The sequence below is a fragment of the Citrobacter amalonaticus genome, assembly GCF_001559075.2.
Lineage (GTDB): Bacteria > Pseudomonadota > Gammaproteobacteria > Enterobacterales > Enterobacteriaceae > Citrobacter_A > Citrobacter_A amalonaticus_F.
Genome location: NZ_CP014015.2, coordinates 887968 through 912699, shown reverse-complemented (window position 1 = coordinate 912699; position 24732 = coordinate 887968). Strand labels below are relative to the sequence as shown.

General features: G+C 55.3%; 25 protein-coding genes and 1 pseudogene. 16 read left to right on the top strand and 10 right to left on the bottom strand.

Annotated elements, in window-relative coordinates; genetic code table 11:
• Nucleotides 1-123 precede the first annotated feature (123 nt).
• Nucleotides 124-579, bottom strand: coding sequence for a multidrug/biocide efflux PACE transporter (locus AL479_RS04400; RefSeq protein WP_061075197.1), 456 nt, complete (start codon nucleotides 577-579; stop codon nucleotides 124-126).
• A gap of 101 nt (nucleotides 580-680) precedes the next feature.
• On the opposite strand from AL479_RS04400, the gene AL479_RS04395 reads away from it, so the two are divergent.
• The 4 genes from AL479_RS04395 to kduD all read left to right on the top strand — a co-directional run bounded on the left by AL479_RS04395 (nucleotide 681) and on the right by kduD (nucleotide 4888).
• Nucleotides 681-1556, top strand: a complete 876-nt coding sequence (locus tag AL479_RS04395) for a LysR family transcriptional regulator (protein WP_061075196.1) — start codon at nucleotides 681-683, stop codon at nucleotides 1554-1556.
• Nucleotides 1557-1667: 111 nt separating this feature from the next.
• A complete protein-coding gene (locus AL479_RS04390; protein WP_061075195.1) occupies nucleotides 1668-2846 on the top strand; it encodes an acetyl-CoA C-acetyltransferase in 1179 nt (392 codons plus the stop codon).
• Between the two features lie 388 nt (nucleotides 2847-3234).
• Nucleotides 3235-4071 carry a 5-dehydro-4-deoxy-D-glucuronate isomerase gene (gene kduI, locus AL479_RS04385; protein WP_042288966.1) on the top strand — a complete coding sequence of 279 codons (837 nt, stop codon included), beginning with the start codon at nucleotides 3235-3237 and terminating at the stop codon, nucleotides 4069-4071.
• 55 nt (nucleotides 4072-4126) lie between these two features.
• Complete coding sequence (gene kduD, locus AL479_RS04380) at nucleotides 4127-4888, top strand: 2-dehydro-3-deoxy-D-gluconate 5-dehydrogenase KduD (RefSeq protein ID WP_005123393.1); 762 nt, start codon at nucleotides 4127-4129, stop codon at nucleotides 4886-4888.
• A gap of 56 nt (nucleotides 4889-4944) precedes the next feature.
• Here the strand turns inward: kduD and AL479_RS04375 are convergent, their stop codons facing one another.
• A complete protein-coding gene (locus tag AL479_RS04375) occupies nucleotides 4945-5271 on the bottom strand; it encodes a cupin domain-containing protein (RefSeq protein WP_061075194.1) in 327 nt (108 codons plus the stop codon).
• 138 nt (nucleotides 5272-5409) lie between these two features.
• Here AL479_RS04375 and AL479_RS04370 point away from each other — a divergent pair, with 138 nt between their 5' ends.
• On the top strand, nucleotides 5410-6102 hold the full coding sequence (locus tag AL479_RS04370; protein ID WP_061075193.1) for an aspartate/glutamate racemase: 693 nt from the start codon (nucleotides 5410-5412) through the stop codon (nucleotides 6100-6102).
• Here AL479_RS04370 and AL479_RS04365 read toward each other — a convergent pair.
• Entirely contained in the window at nucleotides 6089-7024 is a 936-nt protein-coding gene (locus tag AL479_RS04365; protein ID WP_061077923.1) for a LysR family transcriptional regulator, read from the bottom strand. The two genes, AL479_RS04370 and AL479_RS04365, sit on opposite strands and share 14 nt — an antisense overlap.
• 117 nt (nucleotides 7025-7141) lie before the next feature.
• On the opposite strand from AL479_RS04365, the gene lysA reads away from it, so the two are divergent.
• Complete coding sequence (gene lysA, locus AL479_RS04360; RefSeq protein WP_061075192.1) at nucleotides 7142-8404, top strand: diaminopimelate decarboxylase; 1263 nt, start codon at nucleotides 7142-7144, stop codon at nucleotides 8402-8404.
• 105 nt (nucleotides 8405-8509) lie between these two features.
• Here lysA and AL479_RS04355 read toward each other — a convergent pair whose 3' ends face one another.
• The 3 genes from AL479_RS04355 to AL479_RS23995 form a co-directional block, all read right to left on the bottom strand.
• Nucleotides 8510-9523: a LacI family DNA-binding transcriptional regulator gene (locus AL479_RS04355; protein ID WP_061075191.1), complete on the bottom strand. Its 1014-nt coding sequence runs from the start codon at nucleotides 9521-9523 to the stop codon at nucleotides 8510-8512.
• A 13-nt stretch (nucleotides 9524-9536) separates the two neighbouring features.
• Complete coding sequence (gene galR / locus AL479_RS04350) at nucleotides 9537-10565, bottom strand: HTH-type transcriptional regulator GalR (protein WP_061075190.1); 1029 nt, start codon at nucleotides 10563-10565, stop codon at nucleotides 9537-9539.
• 142 nt (nucleotides 10566-10707) lie between these two features.
• Complete coding sequence (locus AL479_RS23995) at nucleotides 10708-10974, bottom strand: hypothetical protein (protein ID WP_225851874.1); 267 nt, start codon at nucleotides 10972-10974, stop codon at nucleotides 10708-10710.
• Between the two features lie 181 nt (nucleotides 10975-11155).
• Between AL479_RS23995 and aas the strand changes: the two genes are divergently transcribed.
• Both aas and lplT read left to right on the top strand, forming a co-directional pair.
• Nucleotides 11156-13315: a bifunctional acyl-ACP--phospholipid O-acyltransferase/long-chain-fatty-acid--ACP ligase gene (aas, locus tag AL479_RS04330; protein ID WP_061075189.1), complete on the top strand. Its 2160-nt coding sequence runs from the start codon at nucleotides 11156-11158 to the stop codon at nucleotides 13313-13315.
• Entirely contained in the window at nucleotides 13308-14504 is a 1197-nt protein-coding gene (lplT, locus tag AL479_RS04325) for a lysophospholipid transporter LplT (RefSeq protein WP_061075188.1), read from the top strand. Before aas ends, lplT begins: the two co-directional genes overlap by 8 nt.
• 33 nt (nucleotides 14505-14537) lie before the next feature.
• Here the strand turns inward: lplT and AL479_RS04320 are convergent, their stop codons facing one another.
• From AL479_RS04320 to mutH, 4 genes are all read right to left on the bottom strand, one after another.
• The gene (locus tag AL479_RS04320; protein ID WP_061075187.1) at nucleotides 14538-15578 is read right to left on the bottom strand and encodes an NADP(H)-dependent aldo-keto reductase; all 1041 of its coding nucleotides are present in this window, start codon (nucleotides 15576-15578) and stop codon (nucleotides 14538-14540) included.
• 107 nt (nucleotides 15579-15685) lie between these two features.
• Entirely contained in the window at nucleotides 15686-15904 is a 219-nt protein-coding gene (gene ygdR / locus AL479_RS04315) for a lipoprotein YgdR (RefSeq protein ID WP_000758655.1), read from the bottom strand.
• 137 nt (nucleotides 15905-16041) lie between these two features.
• Nucleotides 16042-16755 (bottom strand): TerC family protein, encoded by a 714-nt coding sequence (locus AL479_RS04310; RefSeq protein WP_061075186.1) that lies wholly within the window; start codon nucleotides 16753-16755, stop codon nucleotides 16042-16044.
• Nucleotides 16756-16818: 63 nt separating this feature from the next.
• Nucleotides 16819-17514, bottom strand: a complete 696-nt coding sequence (gene mutH / locus AL479_RS04305) for a DNA mismatch repair endonuclease MutH (RefSeq protein ID WP_061075185.1) — start codon at nucleotides 17512-17514, stop codon at nucleotides 16819-16821.
• A 684-nt stretch (nucleotides 17515-18198) separates the two neighbouring features.
• Between mutH and rppH the strand changes: the two genes are divergently transcribed.
• From rppH to AL479_RS04260, 8 genes and pseudogenes are all read left to right on the top strand, one after another.
• Nucleotides 18199-18729 carry an RNA pyrophosphohydrolase gene (gene rppH, locus AL479_RS04295; protein ID WP_042999471.1) on the top strand — a complete coding sequence of 177 codons (531 nt, stop codon included), beginning with the start codon at nucleotides 18199-18201 and terminating at the stop codon, nucleotides 18727-18729.
• Between the two features lie 12 nt (nucleotides 18730-18741).
• On the top strand, nucleotides 18742-20988 hold the full coding sequence (gene ptsP, locus AL479_RS04290; protein WP_061075183.1) for a phosphoenolpyruvate--protein phosphotransferase: 2247 nt from the start codon (nucleotides 18742-18744) through the stop codon (nucleotides 20986-20988).
• A 148-nt stretch (nucleotides 20989-21136) separates the two neighbouring features.
• Nucleotides 21137-22012: a prolipoprotein diacylglyceryl transferase gene (lgt, locus tag AL479_RS04285; protein WP_102603653.1), complete on the top strand. Its 876-nt coding sequence runs from the start codon at nucleotides 21137-21139 to the stop codon at nucleotides 22010-22012.
• A gap of 6 nt (nucleotides 22013-22018) precedes the next feature.
• A complete protein-coding gene (gene thyA, locus AL479_RS04280; protein ID WP_061075182.1) occupies nucleotides 22019-22813 on the top strand; it encodes a thymidylate synthase in 795 nt (264 codons plus the stop codon).
• Nucleotides 22814-22997: 184 nt separating this feature from the next.
• A complete protein-coding gene (locus AL479_RS04275) occupies nucleotides 22998-23468 on the top strand; it encodes a prepilin peptidase-dependent protein (RefSeq protein ID WP_061075181.1) in 471 nt (156 codons plus the stop codon).
• Complete coding sequence (locus tag AL479_RS04270) at nucleotides 23459-24022, top strand: prepilin peptidase-dependent protein (protein ID WP_061075180.1); 564 nt, start codon at nucleotides 23459-23461, stop codon at nucleotides 24020-24022. The genes AL479_RS04275 and AL479_RS04270 overlap by 10 nt, the downstream gene beginning before the upstream one ends.
• A complete protein-coding gene (locus AL479_RS04265; protein WP_061075179.1) occupies nucleotides 24019-24426 on the top strand; it encodes a DUF2509 family protein in 408 nt (135 codons plus the stop codon). Before AL479_RS04270 ends, AL479_RS04265 begins: the two co-directional genes overlap by 4 nt.
• Nucleotides 24411-24732: pseudogene (locus AL479_RS04260) on the top strand (prepilin-type N-terminal cleavage/methylation domain-containing protein). Before AL479_RS04265 ends, AL479_RS04260 begins: the two are co-directional and overlap by 16 nt.

The window sequence follows — 24732 nt, the reverse complement described above, 5'->3', positions numbered from 1 at the left end:
TAAAATAAACAAAAAGAAGCGCAATTTACCATAAATGAGCGGGTGGGCGTGAGGACTGAACGGGAGAAGGGGGGGCAACGGGTCTTGCCGGAACCGCGTGGATTCCGGCAAACGTGTGAGTTATCAGGCAGTCACGCGCTGTTCGCGACGCTTCACGACGCGTACGCGCAACGTGTCATAAGCCCAGTTATAGAACATGGTGTAGGGCAGGAAGAACAGGAAGAAGCCGATCTCCAGCGTAAAGGCCTGTATCAGGCTGACGTTCAGCACATACGCCACGATACTCACGCCGATGACGATAAAGCCGCTTTCAAACCCCAGCGCGTGAAACGCACGCACTTTCGCCGTTCGTTTCACCAGATGTGAAGGCCAGAAACGGTCAAACAGCGCGTTGTAGATGATGTTCCAGATCATCGCCGTGGTCGCCAGCAGGATCGTCAGTCCGCCCATTTCCAGCACCGATCGTTGCATCAACCAGGCCGTGGTGGGTGCCAGGATCGCCGTGGCAATCCCTTCAAAACATACAGCGTGAAAAACACGCTCCAGTAATGAACGATGTTGAACCGCATTGTGTTGCATAACTTACCTTTCTTGAAAACGCCCGGATAACGGAATAGGGGGAATTTTATCGTTTTATGTGATATCTAAAAGATAGTATCCATCGATAAAGTAGATAGTTCATGCGTTACTCACCTGAAGCCTTAACCGCATTTGTCGAGACCGTTTCCTGTGGCTCCTTCTCGGCGGCGGCACGCAGACTGCGGAAAAGTCAGTCCACGATCAGCACGGCGATCGCTCACCTTGAGGCCGATCTTGGTGTCCAGCTGTTTGATCGCTCCTCCCGCCAGCCGGTGCTGACGGAAGAAGGAAAGAAAGTGCTTGGTTACGTGCAGGCGATTCTGTCGGCCAGCGATCGACTCGATGAGGTGGCGCTTTCGCTGACCGGTGAGACCGAAGCGCGTCTGACGTTTGTGCTCTCCGATACCTTACACCCCGACGTGCTGGAGGAACTGATGGTGCAGTTTGATCGCCAGTTTCCGTATACCGAGTTTGAATGTCTGATTGGTGAGGATGTGGACGTTATCGATCTGCTGCAAAAAGAGCGGGCGCAGGTTGGTTTGATTGAAGCCAGAGACCACTATCCCACCGATATCGGTGCGACGCGCTTGCCGATGCAAACGTGGATGGGACTTTACGTTGCCGCTTCCCATCCGCTGGCGAAAGAGAAGAAACTGCAGTGGGATCAACTGCATACCTGGCGTGAGTTGCGCCTTAACACCTATATCGATCATGGCGCCCAGCTTGCCCGCGGCCCGGTCTGGTCCGCGCCGAACTATTTGCTGTTGCTGAGTATGGCGGTACAGGGGTTTGGCTGGTGCGCGCTTCCGTGTGCGTTGGTGGAGGAGTTTGCGGCGGAAAAACCGCTGGTGCAACTGGATGTCCCGGGATGGCCGAAAGCTATCGCGATCGATCTGCTCTGGAACAAAAAATCTCCGCCCGGTGTGGCGGGGAGTTGGCTGAGATACCATTTACAGCAAGGCAGTGTCCCGGGCTGAGAGGCGTGATAACGATTTCCTTTGTGATAAAACTCACTTTTCTTAAACAATCAAGATAACTATTTTTAACAATCCTCTACTATTGCGGTGTTATTTTGCGCTGAGGTCGTAATGAAAGAGGTGGTGATCGTCGGGGCGTTGCGTACGCCAATTGGTTGTTTTCAGGGGACGCTGGCGCGTCATTCTGCCGTTGAACTGGGCAGTATGGTGGTCAAAGCGTTGATTGAAGGCAGCGGCGTGAATGCGCATGCCGTTGATGAAGTGATCCTCGGACAGGTGCTGACGGCGGGGGCGGGGCAAAACCCGGCGCGTCAGTCAGCGATCAAAGGGGGATTACCGAACACCGTTTCTGCTATCACCATCAACGACGTCTGCGGCTCGGGGCTGAAAGCGCTGCATCTTGCCACGCAGGCGATTCAGTGCGGTGAAGCGGATATCGTGATTGCCGGCGGGCAAGAAAACATGAGCCGTGCGCCGCATGTGCTCACCGACAGTCGAACCGGCGCACAGCTGGGCAACAGCCAGCTCGTCGACAGCCTGGTACACGACGGCCTGTGGGATGCCTTCAATGATTACCACATGGGCGTGACTGCAGAGAATCTGGCGCGTGAGTATGGCATCAGTCGGGAACTGCAGGATGCGTATGCGCTCAGTTCACAGCAAAAGGCACGCGCGGCCATTGATGCTGGTCGCTTTAAAGCGGAAATCGTCCCGGTTGCCACCCAGCGTAATGGGCAAACCGTGGTGATTGATACCGATGAGCAGCCACGTACAGATGCCAGCGCAGAAGGCCTGGCGCGTCTGGATCCGGCTTTTGAACTGCTGGGGTCGGTGACCGCTGGCAATGCCTCTTCAATAAATGATGGGGCGGCAGCGGTAATGATGATGAGCGAGTCCAAAGCGCTGGAGCTGAACCTGCCTGTGCTGGCGCGGATCCGCGCATTTGCCAGCGTCGGCGTGGATCCTGCGTTAATGGGGATCGCCCCCGTGTATGCCACTCGCCGCTGCCTGGAGCGGGTCGGCTGGCAGCTGGCCGATGTGGATCTCATTGAAGCAAATGAGGCGTTTGCCGCTCAGGCGCTTTCGGTTGGCAAAATGCTGGAATGGGACGAGCGCCGGGTGAACGTCAACGGCGGCGCGATTGCCCTTGGGCACCCGATTGGCGCTTCCGGCTGTCGTATTCTGGTTTCTCTGGTTCACGAAATGGTCAAACGTAATGCCCGTAAAGGTCTGGCAACGCTGTGCATTGGCGGCGGGCAAGGCGTGGCGTTAGCCATTGAGCGCGATTAACGCCTCTTTTTCTCCTCTTCACTCCCTCCGTTATGCCGCTCGATAATCGTGGCGGTATGACTGCGTTTTGTTTCGCCTTCCCTCTGATTTTCGCGTTAAGCGAATGAACTGACAGCCGTTTGCTGGCAAGTCCGGGCGTCGCAAACTCAGAGGTAAATCCTATTTCCTTGTTTTTCTATACCATTTTCCTCCTGCTCTTAATCACGAAATGAATCGATCGTGATCGGAATTACACTTTTGATAATAAGATGCAGAAAAAGTGAAACGATGTTTTATTTGTAATTGAAAACCGATCCCCGGAAGACTATCATGGGCGCATAACGTAAAACGGAACAGCGTTTCGCTCTCCGTTGAGGGATTCCCGCTCAGTACATCACTGGAGGTAAATGTGGACGTAAGACAAAGTATTCACAGCGCGCACGCCAAAACACTGGATACCCAGGGGCTACGCAAGGAGTTTTTGGTTGAGAAAGTGTTCGTGGCTGACGAATACACGATGGTTTACAGCCACATTGACCGCATTATCGTCGGCGGCATTATGCCGGTGGCAAAAACGGTCTCCGTCGGCGGTGAAGTCGGTAAACAGCTTGGCGTAACCTATTTCCTGGAACGTCGCGAACTGGGTGTGATCAACATCGGCGGCGCGGGCACTATCACCGTTGACGGTCAGTGCTATGAGATCGGCCACCGCGATGCGCTGTATGTCGGCAAAGGGGCAAAAGAGGTGGTTTTCGCCAGCGTCGATAGCGCAACGCCAGCCAAGTTCTACTATAACTGCGCACCGGCGCATACCACGTATCCAACCAAAAAAGTGACGCCTGCTGATGTTGCGCCTGTGACATTAGGTGACAACCTCACCAGCAACCGTCGCACCATCAATAAATATTTCGTGCCGGATGTGCTGGAAACCTGCCAACTGAGCATGGGCCTTACCGAACTGGCGCCGGGCAACCTGTGGAACACCATGCCGTGCCATACCCATGAACGCCGTATGGAAGTGTACTTCTATTTCAATATGGAAGAAGACACCTGCGTCTTCCATATGATGGGGCAGCCTCAGGAAACACGTCATATCGTGATGCATAACGAGCAGGCAGTCATTTCGCCAAGCTGGTCGATCCATTCCGGGGTGGGCACCAAAGCCTATACCTTCATCTGGGGCATGGTCGGTGAAAACCAGGTCTTTGATGATATGGACCACGTTGCGGTGAAAGATCTGCGCTAGTCGCGGGCGTTCATAACGCCTGTCCGTGACAGGTATGAAAAACTAAGGATTTACAATGATTTTGAATGCATTCTCTCTCGAAGGTAAAGTCGCTGTCGTGACCGGTTGTGATACCGGTCTGGGCCAGGGCATGGCGCTCGGTCTGGCGGAAGCGGGCTGCGATATCGTCGGGATTAACATCGTTGAACCGACCGAGACCATCGAGCGTGTGACTGCTCTGGGCCGTCGCTTTTTAAGTCTGACCGCCGATCTGCGTCAGATCGACGGGATCCCGGCACTGCTGGAGCGTGCGGTTGCTGAGTTCGGCCATATCGATATTCTGGTCAACAACGCGGGTCTGATCCGTCGTGAAGACGCGATCGATTTCAGCGAAAAAGACTGGGATGACGTGATGAACCTGAACATCAAGAGCGTGTTCTTCATGTCTCAGGCGGCGGCTAAACACTTCATCGCACAGGGTAACGGCGGCAAAATCATCAATATCGCCTCCATGCTCTCCTTCCAGGGCGGTATCCGCGTCCCGTCTTACACCGCTTCCAAAAGCGGCGTAATGGGGGTGACCCGTCTGATGGCGAACGAGTGGGCGAAGCACAACATTAACGTCAACGCGATTGCACCGGGTTACATGGCGACCAACAATACCCAACAACTGCGTGCCGATGAGCAGCGCAGCGCTGAAATCCTCGACCGTATCCCGGCAGGACGTTGGGGTCTGCCGAGCGATCTGATGGGTCCAGTGGTCTTCTTGGCCTCCAGCGCATCTGATTACATCAACGGCTACACCGTGGCGGTTGATGGTGGCTGGCTGGCACGTTAATTCGCGCCGCTTGCTGACAAAACCCTGCCTTCGCGCAGGGTTTTTTATTGCTGAAATCAGACGTTGAGAAAATCTTCGCGAACCGGCGTAAAGGTATCCAGCAGCGTTCCCGGCTTCAGGCAGACACAGCCGTGCACAATATTCGGCTGCTTATACAACGTGTCGCCCGCACGTACCACCTGCTTCTCGTCACCGATAGTAAATTCAAATTCACCAGATAACACGTAGGTCAGTTGTTCATGCGGATGGTGATGCAGCGGGCCAATTGCCCCTTGTTCAAAGTTAACCTCGACAGCCATCATTTTGCCGTTATGCGCGAGGATGCGGCGGGTGACGCCATTGCCCAGATCTTCAAGCGTCGTCTCGTTATGGAAAACAAACATGCTGGATCCTATTGTTTGAAACATTGTTTCATTAAAGCTAACTCAGGCGCATGACAAAGAAAATGGGAGATCAAATGAACTGGAAACTTGATCACAAGTTTGCTTCACTGCAGTAAATCACTGATGAAGGAGCAAGTAATGAAGACGATCGGCTTGTTAGGCGGGATGAGTTGGGAATCGACAATTCCGTACTACCGGTTAATTAACGAAGGGATCAAACAACAACTGGGTGGGCTTCATTCTGCGAGCCTGCTGCTGCACAGCGTTGACTTCCATGAGATCGAAGCGTGCCAGAGTCGCGGCGAATGGGATAAAGCCGGGGACATTCTTGCGCAGGCCGCGATCGGGCTGCAACAGGCGGGGGCAGAAGGGATCGTCTTATGTACCAACACGATGCACAAAGTGGCGGAGGCCATTGAATCGCGCTGCTCGCTGCCTTTTTTACATATTGCCGATGCGACCGGGCGCGTCATCTCCGCGCAGGGAATGCGCCGGGTTGCGCTGCTGGGAACGCGTTACACCATGGAGCAGGATTTTTATCGCGGCCGCCTGGAACAGCAGTTTGCTATTGAGTGCCTGATACCCGATGCGGATGCGCGGGCGAAGATCAACCAGGTCATCTTTGATGAGCTTTGCCTCGGACACTTTACCGAGACCTCGCGTCAGTACTATGTTGAGGTGATTGAAAGTCTGGCGGCGCAAGGCGCAGAGGGTGTCATTTTTGGCTGCACGGAGATTGGTCTGCTGGTGCCGGTGGAGCGTAGCCCGATTCCGGTGTTTGACACCGCCGCGATCCATGCCGCAGACGCCGTGACGTTCATGCTGTCGTAACCGGCCCGAGGATCTGCTCCAGCGCCGTCACCAGGAGGTGATGGCGGGTTTGCAGATGATGGCTGAAGGCCGCGACCAGCGCGGAAGCGGGTCGGTGGATGGGGCGCACCAGGCTGACGGTAAACGGCACGGAAATACTGAAACGGCGCACCACTACGCCGCTCGCCGCATAATCCAGCGCGGTGAACGGGTTTACCACCGAAAGACCGGCTCCAGCGCGTACCATCGCGCACACTGACGCCGCGCTGTGAGTCTCCACAACCATCCGTCGTTTCACGTCGTGCTCATTAAACAGGGTATCCAGCAGTTGCCGGTAACTGTCCATGCGCGACAGGCTGATGTAGTTCTCCCCCTGAAAATCCTGCGGCGTCAATACTGACTTTTCCGCCAGCGGATGTCCCGGCGGCAGCACGCAGACCTCATCAAGCGAGAAGAGCTCCGTGCGTTCCGTACCGGCAGGCGTGTGCAGTGTTTCCGTCAACCCCAGATCGTGACGCTGGGCAGAAAGCCACTCTTCAAGCAGCGGTGACTCCTGCGGCACAATGTTCAGGCTGACGTCCGGATAGCGGGCGAGAAACGGCTGAATCAATGCGGGCAGCAGCGACTGTGAAAAGACCGGCAGGCAGACTATTGACAGTTCCCCCTGGCGAAACTCCCGCAGGCTTTCCGCTGCGCTGACGATCCTGTCCAGCCCGTACCAGGATCGCTGAACCTCTTCGAACAGACGTAACCCCTGAACCGTCGGATGCAGGCGACCGCGCGTACGTTCGAACAGCGTTAATCCCAGCACTTTTTCAAAGCGCGCCAGTTCACGACTGACGGTGGGCTGCGACGTATGCAGCAATCGCGCGGCTTCGGTCAGGTTTCCGGCGGTCATGACCGCATGAAAGATTTCAATATGACGTAAGTTAACGGCAGCCATAATCACCTCGCTGGATAAAAACCATATCATTTTTGCATAGAGTCGGTATAAAACGATATTTTTTATTCTCTTCGCAATGTGGCGTAATCATAAAAAACATCATGTCCGGAGTCTGTTATGCCTCATTCACTGTATTGCACCGATACCGATCTCACCGCAGAAAACCTGCTCAGACTGCCAGCCGAATTTGGTTGCCCGGTCTGGGTTTACGACGCGCAGATCGTTCGTCGCCAGATTGCGGCGCTGCAACAGTTTGATGTGGTGCGCTTCGCGCAGAAGGCCTGCTCCAATATTCATATTCTGCGCTTAATGCGTGAACAGGGCGTCAAGGTGGACTCCGTGTCGTTAGGCGAAATCGAACGTGCGCTGGCGGCGGGCTACGATCCGCAAACGCATCCGGATGACATCGTGTTTACCGCCGATGTGATTGATAACGCCACCCTGGTCCGCGTCAGCGAATTACACATTCCGGTCAACGCCGGTTCTGTCGATATGCTTGATCAGCTTGGGCAGGTCTCGCCGGGTCATCGCGTCTGGCTGCGCGTCAATCCGGGCTTTGGTCACGGCCACAGCCAGAAAACCAATACCGGCGGCGAAAACAGCAAACACGGTATCTGGCATACCGATTTGCCGCAGGCGCTGGCGGTGATGCAACGTCATCAACTGAAGCTGGCTGGTATCCACATGCACATTGGTTCAGGCGTTGACTATGGGCATCTGGAGCAGGTGTGCGGCGCGATGGTGCGTCAGGTGGTGGATTTTGGTCAGGATCTGGAGGCGATCTCCGCCGGCGGCGGCCTGTCGATCCCTTATCACGACGATGAAGAGGCGGTGGATACCCGGCATTACTTTGGCTTGTGGAATGCCGCGCGCGAGCAGATCGCCCGTCATCTGGGGCATCACGTTAAGCTGGAAATTGAGCCAGGACGTTTTCTCGTCGCTCAGTCAGGCGTGCTGGTCACTCAGGTCCGCAGCGTGAAGCAGATGGGCAGTCGTCATTTTGTGCTGGTGGATGCGGGTTTTAACGATCTGATGCGCCCGGCAATGTATGGCAGCTATCACCATATTACCGCGCTGGCGGCGGATGGTCGTTCACTGGAGAACGCGCCGCGGGTCGACACGGTCGTCGCAGGACCGCTGTGTGAATCCGGCGACGTCTTTACCCAGCAGGAAGGCGGCAAGGTGGAAACCCGCGCGCTGCCAGCGGTGGCGCCGGGAGATTATCTGGTGCTGCATGATACCGGCGCATACGGCGCCTCAATGTCGTCAAACTACAACAGCCGTCCGCTGCTGCCGGAAGTGTTATTTGACAACGGTCAGGCGCGGCTGATTCGTCGTCGCCAGACCATCGAAGAGCTGTTAGCGCTGGAAGTGTTTTGATTTCTTGTCGGGCGACGGCTTATCCGGCCTGCGGCGTTACCGTCCTTTGTAGGCCTGATAAGCGAAGCGCCATCAGGCCTTGCGTCGCGCAGATAGCATTACGCCTTATACGTTAAAATACGGCCCGGTGGTCACCGAATCACGCAATACCAGCGTGCCGGTAAAGGGCGGGATCGGTTCGACCTCTTCGCCATTGACCATGCGGATCGCCTGGTCGATGGCTGTGGTGATCATCGTGTCGATGGGGAGATAAACCGTCGACAATCCCGGTTCAAGCCATTTTGCACTCGGCGCATCGTCAAACCCAAACAGCGACACATCCTGCGGAATGTTAAGTCCGGCCTGGTGCAGGGCTTTCGACGCCCCCAGCGCCATATCGTCGTTACAGGCAAACAGGGCGCTGAACGTCACCCCTTCCTGCAGCAGTTCATTACAGGCGTCATAGCCGCGCGTCATGCTGGAATCACCATATTTCACCTTTGCCGGATCCCAGGCGATGCCGTTTTTTTCCAGCGCCTTGCGATAGCCCATCAGACGCGACTTCCCGGTTGGGGTATGTCCCGGTACGGTAATACAGGCTATCTCGCGATGTCCCTGCGAAATCAGGTAATCCACCGCCTGAAATGCCGCGTCTTCCTGTTCAAAAAAGATGGCGCGTTCGCGGGCCAGGCTGACATCGCGGTTAATGATAATCAACGGCATCGTGATCGAATCCGCCAGCGCGAGGATCGCTTTTTCGCTCATGTAACGGGTGTAGAGAATGATGGCGTCGCACTGCCGATCGGCCAGCATTTGCACCGCTTCCTGTTCGCGCTCCGGTGTATCGTGACCATCGGTCACAATCAACTGCTTGCCGTGAGATTCAGTTTGCCGCGAGGCCTGCTGTAGCAGGCGGCCAAAGTAGAAACCATCGAAGGTCGACACGACCAGCCCAATGCTGTTGCTGGTTCGGTTCGCCAGCGAGCGGGCCAGAAAGTTTGGACGATAATCCAGCGCCTGCATCGCCTTAAACACTTTCTGACGCGTACTTTCTTTGACCTGACCGGTGCCGTTCAGCACGCGAGAAACGGTGGCTTTCGAGACACCGGCACGACGGGAAACATCCAGCATTGTTATCATGACGCGATCCTGATTACTCGTTTGATGACGCATTGCCCGGGTCCGCTGGCGTCGTCACGGAATGGCGACGGACCAGAGTAGGGCTGAAAACATGGGTGACATCCGGCAGCGGGCGCTTTTCCGCCAGCGCAAGCGCCAGTTCTGCGGCCTGTGTCGCCATCGTCACGATAGGATAACGCACGGTGGTCAGGCGCGGACGAACGTAGCGCGAAACCAGCACGTCATCAAAGCCTATCAGCGAGATTTCCGCCGGGACGTCAACGCCGTTATCATTCAGCACGCCCATCGCGCCAGCGGCCATGGAGTCGTTATAACAGGCCACCGCGGTGAAGTTTCTGCCGCGGCCTAACAGTTCGGTCATCGCCTGCTCACCGCCGCTTTCGTCCGGTTCGCCAAACGTCACAAGGCGATCGTTGATCGGGAGATGGCTCTCTTCCAGGGCATCGTAATAGCCTTTGAGACGATCTTCCGCATCCGAAATAGAGTGATTCGAGCAGAGATAGCCAATGCGCGTGTGGCCCTGTTGGATCAGATGACGGGTCGCCAGCCAGGCGCCGTAGCGGTCATCCAGCGCCACACAGCGCTGTTCGAAACCGGGCAGGATCCGGTTGATCAGCACCATGCCGGGAATTTGCTTCATTAATGATGCCAGGTCGGCATCCGGGATCATCTTGGCGTGAACGACGAGCGCCGCGCAGCGGTGACGAATAAGCTGCTCGATTGCCTGACGCTCTTTTTGTTCATTATGGTAGCCGTTGCCAATCAGTAAAAAATTGCCGGTGTTATAGGAGACCTGCTCAACGGCTTTCACCATCGCGCCGAAAAAAGGGTCAGAAACATCGCCAACCACCAGACCTATCGTTTCGGTGGACTGCTGCGCGAGCGCGCGCGCGTTAGCATTGGGATGGTAGCTGAGCGACTCCATCGCACTGGTCACCGCCAGGCGTGACGCCTCGCTGGCTTTGGGGGAATCATTAATGACGCGGGAAACGGTGGCGACTGATACACCAGCCAGTCGGGCTACATCCTTTATGGTCGCCATGACAGTACCTATTGTGGGTAAACGCTTACATTCTGTCAGTGTTACGGAAAACGGCTGCTGGTTCAAGCAGATTGCCTGTTGCGACGCGGCAAATGTGAGCAAACTCCGTGGAATTAAGCCAAAAATCGAACGATGCAAACCATTAGTTACACTTTGCGAAGGGCTGTTGCGATTGTTCGCTGGCGACGCTTCTCGGCGGCTTGATAAAGTTGAGATCCCAGAGGTATTGATAGGTGAAGTCAACTTTCGGGTTGAGCACACGAATTACACCAGCCTGCGCCAGTTGCGCAGGTTTTTTTTTGCTATTACGCCAATCTGTAACAGTAAGCGATAATTTACACAACTGGTTGCATTTCCCTTCATTCCTTTGCGTTTTCTCGCTGGCGAAGCGGTCATGTACCGACCACAATCAAGATCCCAGAGGTATTGATTGGTGAGATTATTCGGTACGCTCTTCGTACCCTGTCTCTTGCACCAACCTGCGCGGATGCGCAGGTTTTTTTTCGCCCCGAGTTTACTGTCGCTCCTGTTGCCTTGTTCGTGTAATCTGCCACCATTATTTTACCGAATCGTGCGCAAAGGGAGTTGAAATGTTATTTGGCTTTTTCCGTAACCTGTGCCGCGTGCTCTATCGGGTACGCGTGACGGGGGATATGCAGGCGTTGCAGGGAGAGCGCGTCTTAATCACCCCCAACCATGTCTCGTTTATCGACGGCATTCTGCTGGCGTTATTTTTACCGGTACGTCCGGTATTTGCGGTTTACACCTCGATTAGTCAGCAGTGGTACATGCGCTGGTTAACCTCGCTGATCGATTTTGTGCCGCTCGACCCAACGAAGCCGATGGCGATTAAACATCTGGTTCGGCTGATCGAGCAGGGTCGCCCGGTGGTGATTTTCCCTGAGGGACGCATTTCGGTGAGCGGCTCGCTGATGAAAATCTATGACGGCGCCGGATTCGTCGCCGCGAAATCCGGCGCGACGCTGGTGCCGGTACGGATTGAAGGTGCAGAACTCACCCATTTCAGCCGTCTGAAAGGGCTGGTGAAACGCCGCTTCTTTCCGCAGATCCATTTGCATGTTTTACCACCGACCCATCTGCCTATGCCCGATGCGCCGCGCGCGCGCGATCGCCGTAAAATCGCCGGTGAAATGCTGCATCAGAAAATGATGGAAGCACGGATGGCGGTGCGTCCGCGCGAAACGTTGTATGAATCGCTGCTGGCGGCGAAGTACCGTTATGGTGCGGGCAAGCACTGTATTGAAGACATCAACTTCAAGCCGGACAGCTACCGACAGTTGCTCACTAAGACGCTGTTTGTCGGGCGTATTCTGGAAAAATACAGCGCGGAAGGTGAAAAAATTGGCCTGATGCTGCCCAATGCCGCGATCAGCGCGGCGGTGATTTTCGGCGCAGTGTCTCGCCGTCGTATCCCGGCAATGATGAACTACACGGCGGGCGTCAAAGGGCTGACCAGCGCCATCACCGCTGCGGAAATCAAAACCATTTTTACCTCCCGCCAGTTCCTGGATAAAGGCAAACTCTGGCACCTGCCTGAGCAATTGACGCAGGTTCGCTGGGTCTATCTGGAAGATCTCAAAGCCGACGTGACCACGGCGGACAAGCTGTGGATCTTTGCGCACCTGCTGATGCCGCATCGGGCGCAGGTCAAGCAGCAGCCGGAAGAGGCGGCGGTGATCCTCTTTACCTCGGGTTCCGAAGGTCATCCCAAAGGGGTGGTGCATAGCCACAAGAGCCTGCTGGCTAACGTCGAGCAGATTAAAACCATTGCTGACTTCACCGCCAATGACCGTTTTATGTCGGCACTGCCGCTGTTTCACTCGTTCGGTCTGACGGTAGGGCTGTTTACGCCGCTGCTCACCGGTGCTGACGTGTTCCTCTATCCCAGTCCGTTGCATTATCGCATTGTGCCGGAACTGGTTTATGACCGGAACTGCACGGTGCTGTTCGGTACCTCCACGTTCCTCGGTAACTATGCGCGTTTTGCCAATCCGTATGATTTCTATCGTCTGCGCTATGTGGTGGCGGGCGCGGAGAAACTCCAGGAGAGTACAAAACAGCTCTGGCAGGACAAGTTTGGTCTGCGCATTCTCGAAGGTTATGGCGTGACGGAATGTGCGCCAGTGGTTTCGATTAACGTCCCGATGGCGGCGAAGCCTGGTACCGTTGGGCGGATCCTGCCCGGTATGGACGCGCGTCTGCTGGCGATCCCCGGTATTGAAGAGGGCGGTCGTTTGCAGTTGAAAGGGCCAAACATCATGAACGGTTATCTGCGCGTGGAAAAACCGGGCGTGCTGGAGGTGCCGATGGCGGAAAACGCCGCCGGAGAACTGGAGCGCGGCTGGTATGACACCGGCGATATCGTGCGCGTTGATGAGCAAGGATTCGTGCAAATTCAGGGCCGCGCCAAACGCTTTGCGAAAATTGCCGGTGAAATGGTCTCACTGGAGATGGTTGAGCAACTGGCGCTCGGCGTGTCACCGGAAAAAATGCACGCGACGGCGATCAAGAGCGATGCCAGCAAAGGCGAAGCGCTGGTGCTCTTTACCACCGATAGCGAGCTGACGCGTGATGTGTTACAGCAGTATGCCCGTGCGCACGGCGTGCCAGAACTGGCGGTGCCGCGCGATATCCGTTACCTGAAGCAACTCCCGTTACTCGGCAGCGGTAAGCCGGATTTCGTGACGCTGAAAAGCTGGGTTGATGATCCGGAAAAACAAAATGCCTGAGTCAGTACATACCAATACCTCTGTCTGGTCGAAAGGGATGATGTCGGTTATCGCGGCGCAGTTTCTCTCTGCGTTTGGCGATAACGCCCTGTTGTTTGCCACGCTGGCGCTGCTGAAGGAACAGTTCTATCCGGACTGGAGCCAGCCGATTCTGCAAATGGTGTTTGTGGGCGCGTACATCCTGTTTGCGCCGTTTGTGGGGCAGATCGCTGACAGCTTTGCCAAAGGCCGGGTGATGATGTTCGCCAACGGACTGAAACTGCTGGGGGCGGCAACGATCTGTTTTGGCTTCAATCCATTTATCGGCTATACGCTGGTGGGGATTGGCGCGGCGGCTTACTCTCCGGCCAAATACGGCATTCTGGGGGAACTGACTACTGGCGATAAGCTGGTGAAAGCGAACGGCCTGATGGAGGCATCCACTATTGCGGCGATCCTGCTCGGCTCGGTGGCGGGCGGCGTGCTGGCCGACTGGCATGTTATTGCCGCGCTGGTTGCCTGTGCGCTGGCCTACGCCGGTGCAGTGGTGGCGAACCTGTCTATTCCCAAACTGGCTGCCGCTCGTCCCGGGCAGTCCTGGCATCTGGTGAAGATGACCCGCAGTTTCTTCTGCGCCTGCGTTTCACTGTGGCGCAACGGCGAAACGCGTTTCTCGCTGGTGGGCACCAGTCTGTTCTGGGGCGCGGGAGTCACGCTGCGTTTTCTGCTGGTACTGTGGGTGCCGGTGGCGTTAGGCATTACCGATAACGCTACGCCAACCTACCTGAACGCGATGGTCGCGATCGGTATTGTGGCCGGGGCCGGAGCTGCAGCCAGACTGGTAACGCTGGATACCGTGGTGCGCTGCATGCCAGCGGGGATCCTGATTGGCGTCGTGGTGCTGATTTTTTCTCTGCAACATGCGCTGTTGCCTGCCTATGCGCTGCTGATGCTGATCGGTGTGCTGGGCGGTTTCTTTGTGGTGCCGCTGAATGCGCTGTTGCAGGAGCGCGGTAAAAAGAGCGTCGGCGCGGGTAATGCGATCGCGGTACAGAATCTCGGTGAGAACAGCGCGATGCTGTTGATGCTGGGGCTCTACTCGCTGGCGGTGTGGGTAGGGATTCCGGTTGTCGCCGTGGGTATCGGTTTTGGCGGTCTGTTTGCGCTGGCGATAGCGGCGCTATGGATCTGGCAGCGCCGCCAGGCATAATCAACGCGCCGGAATTCCTCCGGCGCGCTTCTGTTACGGTGCGGGATAGGTGTAAACCTGATGCACCGCTTCAATCTCTGCCAACACCTCTTCGCTTAACGTCAGATGCAAGCTCTCGACGTTGGTTTTCAGCTGTTCCATGGTGGTGGCGCCAAGCAGTGTGCTGGCAACAAACGGTTGATAACGAACGAACGCCAGCGCCATCTGCGCCGGATCGAGGTTATGCCGTCTGGCGATATCGACATACGCCGCCACGGCTTTTTGCGTCTGCTCACCGCTGTAGCGGGTAAAGCGGCTAAACAGCGTATTGCGCGCACCGGCAGGTTTCGCGCCGTTCAGGTATTTTCCGGTCAGCGTGCCAAATCCCAGACAGGAATAGGCCAGCAGTTCAACGCCTTCGTACTGGCTTACTTCCGCCAGCCCCACTTCAAAGCTGCGGTTGACCAGGCTGTAAGGGTTCTGGATGGTGACAATGCGCGGCAGGTCATGCTTATCCGCCAGATGCAGATAGCGCATCACGCCAAAGGCCGTTTCATTCGAGACACCGATGTAGCGGATTTTGCCCGCCCGCTGGAACTCAGCCAGCGCATCCAGCGTATCCAGTAGCGACACCACCGGTGCGGCGTCGCTCCAGCTGTAGCCGAGCTTGCCAAAACAGTTGGTCGGGCGCTGCGGCCAGTGAACCTGGTAGAGGTCCAGATAATCGGTTTGCAGACGTTTCAGACTGTCGTGCAGCGCTTCACGAATGTTTTTACGATCCAGTGCCTGATTCGGGCGAATGCTGTTGTCATTATTGCGCGACGGGCCGCTAACTTTAGAGGCGACAATCAGCTTTTCTCGATTGCCATATTTGGCCAGCCAGTTTCCGACGTAAGTTTCGGTGAAACCCTGGGTTTCCGGGCGTGGCGGGACCGGGTACATTTCGGCCACGTCGATCAGGTTAATGCCGTTGGCAACGGCATAGTTGAGCTGTGCATGTGCGTCGGCTTCGCTATTTTGTTCACCAAACGTCATTGTGCCCAGCCCCAGTGTACTGACTTCAAGCGAGCTGTGGGGTATACGGTGATATTGCATAGCCGTTTCCTTTTTATAATCACGACATAAGGATTATAAAAATGGCTGAGGGAAGGGAAAAAGGGAAGAAAAATTGTTAAGGCCAGCAGCGCGGCTGACCTCAACCTTCAACGTTCAATGATTTGAGAAACGTCGTCGCGGTTAATTTGCATGGCGTTGCCCTGCTGGTCGTGGTAGCTCACCAGACCGGTATCGTCATCAATCTCGGGTTTGCCGTCGGTCAGGATCATCCGACCATCTTTGGTCGCCATGACATAATCGCTGCTACAGCCGGAAACAGCAAAAGCCAGTCCTACTGCGGAAATTATCACTGCCCATTTTTTCATCCATTTATCCTCACGTGGCCTGCGTCTGATAACAGTCTAGTAATAACCTGAAGTTGTGGGCAGGAAAAGCAGGAAAATCTTAATCTGAGAGGAGAAAAGGTGAGATATTCGCTCCCCGCAGGGAGCGAAAAGGGCAATTACAGTGGGTTCTTTTTGTTTCGTAACAAGTTCAGGCTCTCGACCGCAATCGAGAAGAACATGGCGAAATAGATGTAACCCTTCGGCACGTGAACGTCGAAGCTTTCCAGTATCAGGGTGAAGCCCACCAGAATCAGAAACGACAGCGCCAGCATCTTCACGGAGGGGTGTCTGTCGACAAACTCGCCGATAGGACGCGCCGCAAACATCATTACGCCAACGGCAATCACCACCGCCGCCATCATGATGAACAGATGATCGGACAAGCCCACCGCCGTGATCACCGAGTCCAGACTGAAGATGATGTCGAGCAGCATGATCTGCACGATGGCCCCCAGAAAGGAGGTGACGCGCATGTTCATCCCTTCTTCTTCACCTTCAATGGATTCGTGGATCTCCTTACTCGCTTTCCAGATCAGGAACAATCCGCCGAGCAGAAGGATCAGGTCACGGGCGGAAATGGCTTCACCAAACACCTCGAACAGCGGATTGGTCAGCCGGGTCACCCAGGCGATGGAGGCCAGCAGCGCCAGCCGCATAATCATCGCCGCCGCCAGACCGAGACGACGGGCATGCGCACGTTGCGCAGTCGGGAGTTTTGCCACCACCAGAGAGAGGAAAATAATATTATCGATCCCAAGCACGATCTCCAGCAGCGTCAGCGTACCGAGCGCAAGCCAGGCGTTAGGATCGGTTATCCATGCAAATAACATTGAACAAAGTCCTGCCAAAAAAAGAAACGCTAATTATATGCTTCCCGGACACCAGGCGAAAGTCTAACGCTGTTGTAACAAAAAGTGGCGTTCCAGCAGGGCACGTGTGAAGTTCTTTTTCAGGTAGAACCCACGCGGCAACGTCAGTATTGGCTCGCCCTGGGCGCCGATCGCCTCGGTGAGCGCTTTGGCGTTTGCCGCCTTCGGTCGCAGTTGTAAAAATTCGCCATGGCGGGCGGTGATACGTTCAACCTGACCGAGCACAATCATGTCCATTAATTCTTCCCAGTCGAGCCGTAACTGACGATCTTCTTCTTCATCAGGGCTCCACAGTACCGGCGATCCCACCCGCCGCTGTGCGAGAGGAATGCTGCGCTCGCCTTCCACCGGGATCCACAGCACCCGCTTCAGTTTGTGCCGTACGTGACTGGTTTCCCACGTCACGCCGCTGTTTCCGGTCAGCGGTGCAACGCAGACAAAGGTGGTTTCAAGCGGCCGCCCGAGGCTATCCACAGGAATGGTTTTCAACTCGACGCCTAATGCGGCGAAATCCTGTTCAGGCTTACTTCCGGCGCTGGCCCCCAGCCAGAGTTCCAGCAACACGCCGATCCAGCCTTTGTCCCGCTTGAGATCGTTCGGTGCAACAATACCTGCCATCGCCGCCAGTTCGCCCAGCGAATAGCCCGAAAGCTGCTGCGCTTGCTGGAGCAGAAGGGCTTCAGATTCCGGTGGAAAGCGTAAAGGATGGAGTCCGGACATGGCGTCACACCTTAGGTGAAAAAATGAACAAGGATTTTATACCGTGAGAAAGAAGTTTATCGTTTTCCACATGTGATATTCAATGCCATGATTTATATTGGTTTTTAGTTTCTGATGTCACGTGTTGCGCAACGTAAGAATGGGTTTTCCATTTCTGGTCACTGAATTTAAACAGGATCTTACACCATGTTATCCACAGAAAGATGGGATAACTGTGAAAAACCTCGACTACTGTTTCGATTTACAGCCTTGACGTGCGACGAAAATCGAATTTTCACACAATTTGTGTTTAACTTATTGGCACAATCTGTGGATAAAGTCGGCGCTGTTCGATCTTTCATCAGCCTGAAGATCCTCAGTGTGATGGCTATCACTTTTTTGCCTGGTTATCACTGAAAGTAGCCAGTAAGCTCATGAATAAAAGAAAATATTTTTTTCACTCTATCGCCTGGTTATTCGGACTGTTCCGGGTTTTCCCGGAGTAATTCCGTACTTCTTCACAACTCTATCCACAGAAAAGGTGAATAAAATCGCCCAAATGGGTGAGTGTCTGTTTATAACTTTGTCTTTAACTGTGAGTTATTCAATTGTTATTAGATGCACACCGCCGTAACTCAGTGGTTTACCGTCTGTCAGGAGTGTGAAACAATCATTCTCATATAAGGTTTATGTTGAGGTAGTCCGGTGATTGATGACGATGGCTACCGCCCAAATGTAGGTATCGTAATTTGTAATCGTCAGGGGCAAGTGATGTGGGCCCGGCGGTTTGGTCAGCACTCCTGGCAGTTCCCACAGGGTGGGATAAATCCAGGAGAATCAGCAGAACAGGCGATGTACCGGGAACTGTTTGAAGAAGTAGGGTTAAGCCGTAAAGATGTGCGAATCCTTGCCTCTACTCGCAACTGGTTGCGTTACAAGTTACCGAAACGTTTGGTGCGTTGGGATACAAAGCCGGTGTGTATCGGCCAGAAACAAAAGTGGTTTCTTTTGCAGTTGATGAGCGGGGACGCGGAAATCAATATGCAAACCAGCAGCACTCCTGAGTTTGACGGCTGGCGTTGGGTAAGTTACTGGTACCCGGTCCGGCAAGTGGTTTCATTTAAACGCGATGTCTACCGCAGGGTGATGAAAGAGTTCGCAAGTGTTGTGATGGCGCTTCAGGAAGCGACGCCGAAGCCGCAAAATACACCTGCTTATCGACGTAAAAGAGGTTAAGCCACGCAAATTATGCTCACCCGCCTGCGCGAAATAGTCGAAAAGGTGGCCAGTGCTCCGCGTCTTAATGAAGCGCTGAATATTCTGGTTACTGACATCTGTCTTGCGATGGATACAGAGGTCTGCTCGGTTTATCTGGCCGATCATGACCGGCGTTGTTATTACCTCATGGCGACGCGGGGGCTTAAAAAACCGCGCGGTCGTACTGTCGCACTCGCGTTTGATGAAGGTATCGTCGGCCTGGTTGGCAGGCTGGCGGAACCTATCAACCTCGCTGATGCGCAAAAACATCCCAGTTTTAAATACATCCCCTCGGTAAAAGAAGAACGCTTTCGCGCCTTCCTTGGGGTGCCAATCATTCAGCGTCGTCAACTGCTGGGTGTCCTCGTTGTACAGCAGCGCGAACTGCGCCAGTACGATGAAAGCGAAGAATCTTTCCTGGTGACGCTCGCCACGCAGATGGCGGCGATCCTGTCACAATCTCAGCTTACCGCCCTGTTCGGCCAGTATCGCCAGACGCGTATTCGCGCGCTACCGGCGGCGCCGGGTGTGGCGATCGCCGAAGGCTGGCAGGATGCGACGCTACCGCTGATGGAGCAGGTATATCAGGCCTCGACGCTGGATCCCGCTCTGGAGCGTGAGCGCCTCACCGGCGCGCTGGAAGAGGCGGCAAATGAGTTTCGCCGTTACAGCAAGCGGTTTGCCGCTGGCGCACAGAAAGAGACCGCCGCGATATTCGATCTCTATTCGCACTTGCTTTCCGATGCCCGTCTGCGACGTGAGCTGTTTACCGAGGTCGATAACGGCTCGGTGGCGGAGTGGGCGGTCAAAACGATCATCGAAAAGTTTGCCGAACAGTTTGCCGCGCTGAGCGACAACTATCTCAAAGAGCGTGCGGGCGACCTGCGTGCGCTGGGCCAACGCCTGCTGTTCCATCTCGATGATTCCATACAAGGGCCAAATGCGTGGCCAGAACGCTTCGTGCTGGTGGCTGACGAACTCTCCGCCACGACGCTAGCGGAACTGCCGCAGGACCGGCTGGCGGGCGTTGTTGTGCGCGACGGGGCGGCCAACTCCCATGCCGCGATCATGGTCCGTGCCCTGGGCATTCCCACCGTGATGGGCGCCGATATTCAGCCGTCGGTGCTGCACCGGCGTACGCTGGTGGTGGATGGCTACCGCGGTGAGCTGCTGGTCGATCCTGAACCGGTATTGATCCAGGAATATCAGCGGCTTATCAGCGAAGAGAATGAGCTTAGCCGGCTGGCGGAAGATGACGTCAATTTACCCGCACAGCTGAAAAGCGGTGAGCGGGTCAAAGTTATGCTGAACGCGGGGCTCAGCCCGGAGCATGAAGAAAAGCTGGGCAGTCGTATTGACGGCATTGGCCTGTATCGCACCGAAATCCCCTTTATGCTGCAAAGCGGTTTCCCTTCTGAAGAGGAGCAGGTGGCGCAGTATCAGGGCATGTTGCAGATGTTTAACGACAAGCCGGTGACGTTGCGAACGCTGGACGTTGGCGCGGACAAACAGTTGCCGTACATGCCAATCAGCGAGGAGAATCCCTGCCTGGGCTGGCGGGGGATCCGCATTACGCTCGATCAGCCGGAGATCTTCCTTGTCCAGGTGCGGGCGATGCTGCGCGCCAATGCGGCGACGGGCAACCTGAGTATTCTGCTGCCGATGGTAACCAGTATTGATGAGGTGGATGAAGCGCGCCGCCTGATTGAACGTGCGGGCCGCGAAGTGGAAGAGATGATTGGGTATGCGATCCCGAAACCGCGTATCGGCATCATGCTGGAAGTGCCGTCGATGGTCTTTATGCTGCCGAATCTGGCGAGTCGTATCGACTTTATCTCCGTCGGGACTAACGATCTGACCCAGTACGTGCTGGCGGTGGATCGCAACAATACGCGCGTTGCCAGCATCTACGACAGTCTGCATCCGGGGATGTTACGTGCGCTGTCGATGATTGCGCAGGAAGCCGAGCGCAGTGATATTGACCTGCGCGTGTGCGGCGAAATGGCGGGCGATCCGATGTGTGTCACCATCCTGATTGGACTGGGTTTCCGCCATCTTTCAATGAACGGTCGTTCCGTGGCGCGCGTAAAATACCTGCTGCGCCGCATTGATTACGAAGAGGCAAAAATCCTTGCCCAACGCAGCCTTGAGGCGCAACTGGCAACGGAAGTGCGCCATCAGGTGGCGGCGTTTATGGAGCGTCGCGGCATGGGCGGCCTGATTCGCGGGGGGTTGTAAAAGCGCTATACAGATCTTTTACATCTTCCCGACAGCCTCACAGAACCTCGTATGCTATCATTCGCTCCTTTGGAGCGCCTGTAAGCAGTGGGTGCGCATATCGCTCGCTGAGTTTTTTCAGCGAAATAACAAGAACTTGTGGTGACAGATGACCAGTAGCTATCTGCATTTTCCGGAATTCGATCCGGTCATTTTCTCAATTGGACCCGTCGCACTTCACTGGTACGGCTTAATGTATCTGGTTGGCTTCATTTTCGCGATGTGGCTGGCGACGCGCCGAGCCAACCGTCCGGGCAGCGGCTGGACCAAAAATGAAGTCGAAAACTTACTCTATGCAGGTTTCCTCGGGGTCTTCCTCGGGGGGCGTATTGGCTACGTGCTGTTCTATAACTTCCCGCTGTTCCTGGATAATCCGCTGTACCTGTTCCGCGTCTGGGATGGGGGCATGTCCTTCCACGGTGGTTTGATTGGTGTGATTCTGGTGATGATCATTTTCGCCAAACGCACGAAGCGCAGTTTCTTCCAGGTCTCTGATTTTATTGCGCCGCTGATCCCGTTTGGCCTGGGGGCCGGGCGTCTGGGCAACTTTATCAACGGTGAACTGTGGGGGCGTGTCGACCCGAATTTCTCTTACTCCATGCTGTTTCCAGGGTCGCGCACTGAAGATATTCTGTTGCTGCAAACCAACCCGCAATGGCAATCTATTTTTGATACCTACGGCTCTCTACCGCGCCACGCGTCTCAGCTCTATGAGATGGCGCTCGAAGGCGTAGTGCTGTTTATCATTCTTAACCTGTTTATTCGTAAACCGCGTCCGATGGGGTCAGTCTCAGGGCTGTTTTTGATTGGCTACGGTGCGTTTCGTATCATTGTTGAATTCTTCCGTCAGCCGGATCAGCAGTTCACCGGTGAATGGGTACAGTACATCAGCATGGGACAGATCCTCTCGATTCCGATGATTGTCGCTGGTGTGATCATGATGGTTTGGGCCTATCGCCGTCGCCCACAGCAACACGTTTCCTGAGGAACCATGAAACAGTATTTAGAACTGATGCAAAAAGTGCTGGATGAAGGCACACAGAAAAACGACCGTACCGGAACCGGAACGCTTTCCATTTTTGGTCATCAGATGCGTTTTAACCTGCAGGAAGGATTCCCGCTGGTGACGACAAAACGTTGCCACTTGCGCTCCATCATCCACGAGCTGCTGTGGTTCCTGCAAGGTGACACCAACGTGGCCTATCTGCACGAAAATAACGTCACCATCTGGGACGAATGGGCAGATGAAAACGGCAACCTGGGCCCGGTGTATGGCAAACAGTGGCGCGCCTGGCCAACGCCGGACGGTCGCCACATTGACCAGATCACGACGGTGCTGAACCAGTTGAAAAATGATCCCGACTCGCGCCGTATTATCGTTTCGGCGTGGAACGTCGGCGAACTGGACAAAATGGCGCTGGCGCCGTGCCATGCGTTCTTCCAGTTCTATGTTGCGGACGGCAAACTCTCCTGCCAGCTGTATCAGCGCTCCTGCGACGTGTTCCTCGGCCTGCCGTTTAACATCGCCAGCTATGCGTTGCTGGTGCATATGATGGCGCAGCAGTGCGATCTGGAGGTCGGCGATTTCGTCTGGACCGGTGGTGATACGCATCTGTACAGCAACCACATGGAGCAGACGCATCTGCAACTGACTCGCGAACCGCGCGCGCTGCCGAAACTGGTGATTAAACGTAAACCTGATTCCCTCTTCGACTACCGCTTCGAAGATTTTGAAATCGAGGGTTACGACCCGCACCCGGGGATAAAAGCGCCGGTTGCTATCTAAACGGGGTTTATCCTGTCATAGCCGACGCCTCTGCGCGTCGGTTTTTTTTACCCTAATTTTGGTTTTTCGGTACGGGTTCCTGAAATGATGCAACCTGCTGTAACAGGATAAATTTCTTTCGTAACGCGCCGAAAAAGCTGAATTCTCGCCTCGTGTTAACCTCCCGACGCGTCATACTGCCGCCATGAATACACAGCAGGGCTATACGCTCATCGAAACGCTGGTCGCGATGCTTATTATTATCAGCCTGAGTGCAACAGGACTCTACGGCTGGCAGCAGTGGCAGCAACAGCAACACCTCTGGCAGACCGCCTGTCAGCTGCGCGATTTCTTGCTGCAGCTACGAGAGGATGCCAACTGGCATAACCGCGATCACATCATTACCGCCATCAGGGAGGACGCGTCATGGTGTCTTGTCAGTTCGACAGCCTCACGAAATACCTGTACGCCGCGCTCTGCGCTCGTTTTTGTGCCGCTCTGGCGCGATGTCGACCTCGTCGGGATTACGGCTTCACTGGCGTTTTATGGTCAGCGCAACACCGCGTGGCCGGGGAATATCCGCCTGAAAAATGCGACAGGCGAATGGCGGGTGGTGGTTTCGCCGTGGGGACGCATCCGCTTGTGCGAGCGCGACGATACCCAGGGTTGTCGGTGAGTGAACGCGGTTTTTCTCTGCTTGAGGTGCTGATTGCGATGGCGATAAGCAGCGTGCTGTTGCTGGGCGCCGCTCGTTTTTTACCGGCGTTACAGCGCGATATTTTACAGCAGACCCGCAAACTCGCGCTGGAGGATGACGTGTGGCAGCAGGTGTACACCGTCGCGAAGCACCTCCAGCGCGCAGGATATTGCCACGGTAGCTGTAGTGGTGATGGGGTAAACATTACCAACGCGGGACAGTGTGTCATCGTTCAGTGGGACGCCAACGCGAATGGCGTCTGGGAACGCGAACCGGTAAAGGAGGCTGAACAAACCGGGTTTCGTCTGAATGACAACGTGCTGGAGACGCAGCGCGGCGCCAAAACGTGCAGTGGAAAAGGATGGGATAAAATGACCGATCCTGACGTCGTACAAATTACGGCATTTGAAGTTGTGCCTCAGGATATCGCGGGCTTTGCGCCCGAGTTGACCATACATCTGCGCGGCGCAAGCCGGGGGGATCCGCAAACCGTGGTCGATGCGCGCTACAGCGTTACCGGTTTTAATTTATGAACCGCGAACGGGGCGTCTCCTCTCTGGCGCTGGTTCTGTTGCTGTTAGTCCTCGGCAGCCTATTGTTGCAGGGTGTTAACCAGCAGCAGAGCAGTTTTGCTTCGCGGGTGACGATAGAAAGTCAGGCTCTGCAACGCCAGGCTGTCGTACAGTCAGCCATGGAGTGGGGCAGGATGCAGCCATGGTCGATAAGTTCGGATAAACCGTGTCGGTACTACGGGGAAGTCAATGTCCCCGTCTGCCTGCGCAGACTCGCCAACAGTCGCGCTTTGCTTATTGCCAGCTATCAGGGAACCTCCATATGGCGAGAAGGTGAGCAACAGGAGGAAAGCGTCGTCTTTTCTCTTCATGGCTGGAGCGATTTCTGTCCGCTACGGGAGGTTGCGCTATGCCAGCTCCCCTGAGCCGCCAGCGCGGGTTTAGCTTGCCAGAGGTGATACTGGCAATGGTTCTCATGGTGATGGTGGTGACGGCGCTTTCCGGATACCAGCGCGCGCTGATGAACAGTTTTTTTCATCAGGGGCCAGTACCTGCAGCTCTGGCGGCAGGGCTGGCAGCAGACGCAACTGCGTTCGTTTTCGCCACCTGTTAACTGGCAGGTTAACCGGATGCAGACAACGCAGGCGGGATGTGTCAGCATCAGCGTTACGCTATCTTCACCTCAGGGCAGGCAGGGAAAAATGACACGCCTGCACTGTCCAAACCGTTAG

Excerpts from the sequence above, each read along its gene's own strand:
- AL479_RS04400 (WP_061075197.1), bottom strand. The coding sequence starts at position 579 with ATGCAACACAATGCGGTTCAACATCGTTCATTACTGGAGCGTGTTTTT.
- AL479_RS04395 (WP_061075196.1), top strand. The coding sequence starts at position 681 with ATGCGTTACTCACCTGAAGCCTTAACCGCATTTGTCGAGACCGTTTCC.
- AL479_RS04390 (WP_061075195.1), top strand. The coding sequence starts at position 1,668 with ATGAAAGAGGTGGTGATCGTCGGGGCGTTGCGTACGCCAATTGGTTGT.
- kduD (WP_005123393.1), top strand. The coding sequence starts at position 4,127 with ATGATTTTGAATGCATTCTCTCTCGAAGGTAAAGTCGCTGTCGTGACC.
- AL479_RS04375 (WP_061075194.1), bottom strand. The coding sequence starts at position 5,271 with ATGTTTGTTTTCCATAACGAGACGACGCTTGAAGATCTGGGCAATGGC.
- AL479_RS04370 (WP_061075193.1), top strand. The coding sequence starts at position 5,410 with ATGAAGACGATCGGCTTGTTAGGCGGGATGAGTTGGGAATCGACAATT.
- AL479_RS04365 (WP_061077923.1), bottom strand. The coding sequence starts at position 7,024 with ATGGCTGCCGTTAACTTACGTCATATTGAAATCTTTCATGCGGTCATG.
- lysA (WP_061075192.1), top strand. The coding sequence starts at position 7,142 with ATGCCTCATTCACTGTATTGCACCGATACCGATCTCACCGCAGAAAAC.
- AL479_RS04355 (WP_061075191.1), bottom strand. The coding sequence starts at position 9,523 with ATGATAACAATGCTGGATGTTTCCCGTCGTGCCGGTGTCTCGAAAGCC.
- galR (WP_061075190.1), bottom strand. The coding sequence starts at position 10,565 with ATGGCGACCATAAAGGATGTAGCCCGACTGGCTGGTGTATCAGTCGCC.
- aas (WP_061075189.1), top strand. The coding sequence starts at position 11,156 with ATGTTATTTGGCTTTTTCCGTAACCTGTGCCGCGTGCTCTATCGGGTA.
- lplT (WP_061075188.1), top strand. The coding sequence starts at position 13,308 with ATGCCTGAGTCAGTACATACCAATACCTCTGTCTGGTCGAAAGGGATG.
- AL479_RS04320 (WP_061075187.1), bottom strand. The coding sequence starts at position 15,578 with ATGCAATATCACCGTATACCCCACAGCTCGCTTGAAGTCAGTACACTG.
- ygdR (WP_000758655.1), bottom strand. The coding sequence starts at position 15,904 with ATGAAAAAATGGGCAGTGATAATTTCCGCAGTAGGACTGGCTTTTGCT.
- AL479_RS04310 (WP_061075186.1), bottom strand. The coding sequence starts at position 16,755 with ATGTTATTTGCATGGATAACCGATCCTAACGCCTGGCTTGCGCTCGGT.
- mutH (WP_061075185.1), bottom strand. The coding sequence starts at position 17,514 with ATGTCCGGACTCCATCCTTTACGCTTTCCACCGGAATCTGAAGCCCTT.
- ptsP (WP_061075183.1), top strand. The coding sequence starts at position 18,742 with ATGCTCACCCGCCTGCGCGAAATAGTCGAAAAGGTGGCCAGTGCTCCG.
- lgt (WP_102603653.1), top strand. The coding sequence starts at position 21,137 with ATGACCAGTAGCTATCTGCATTTTCCGGAATTCGATCCGGTCATTTTC.
- thyA (WP_061075182.1), top strand. The coding sequence starts at position 22,019 with ATGAAACAGTATTTAGAACTGATGCAAAAAGTGCTGGATGAAGGCACA.
- AL479_RS04275 (WP_061075181.1), top strand. The coding sequence starts at position 22,998 with ATGAATACACAGCAGGGCTATACGCTCATCGAAACGCTGGTCGCGATG.
- AL479_RS04265 (WP_061075179.1), top strand. The coding sequence starts at position 24,019 with ATGAACCGCGAACGGGGCGTCTCCTCTCTGGCGCTGGTTCTGTTGCTG.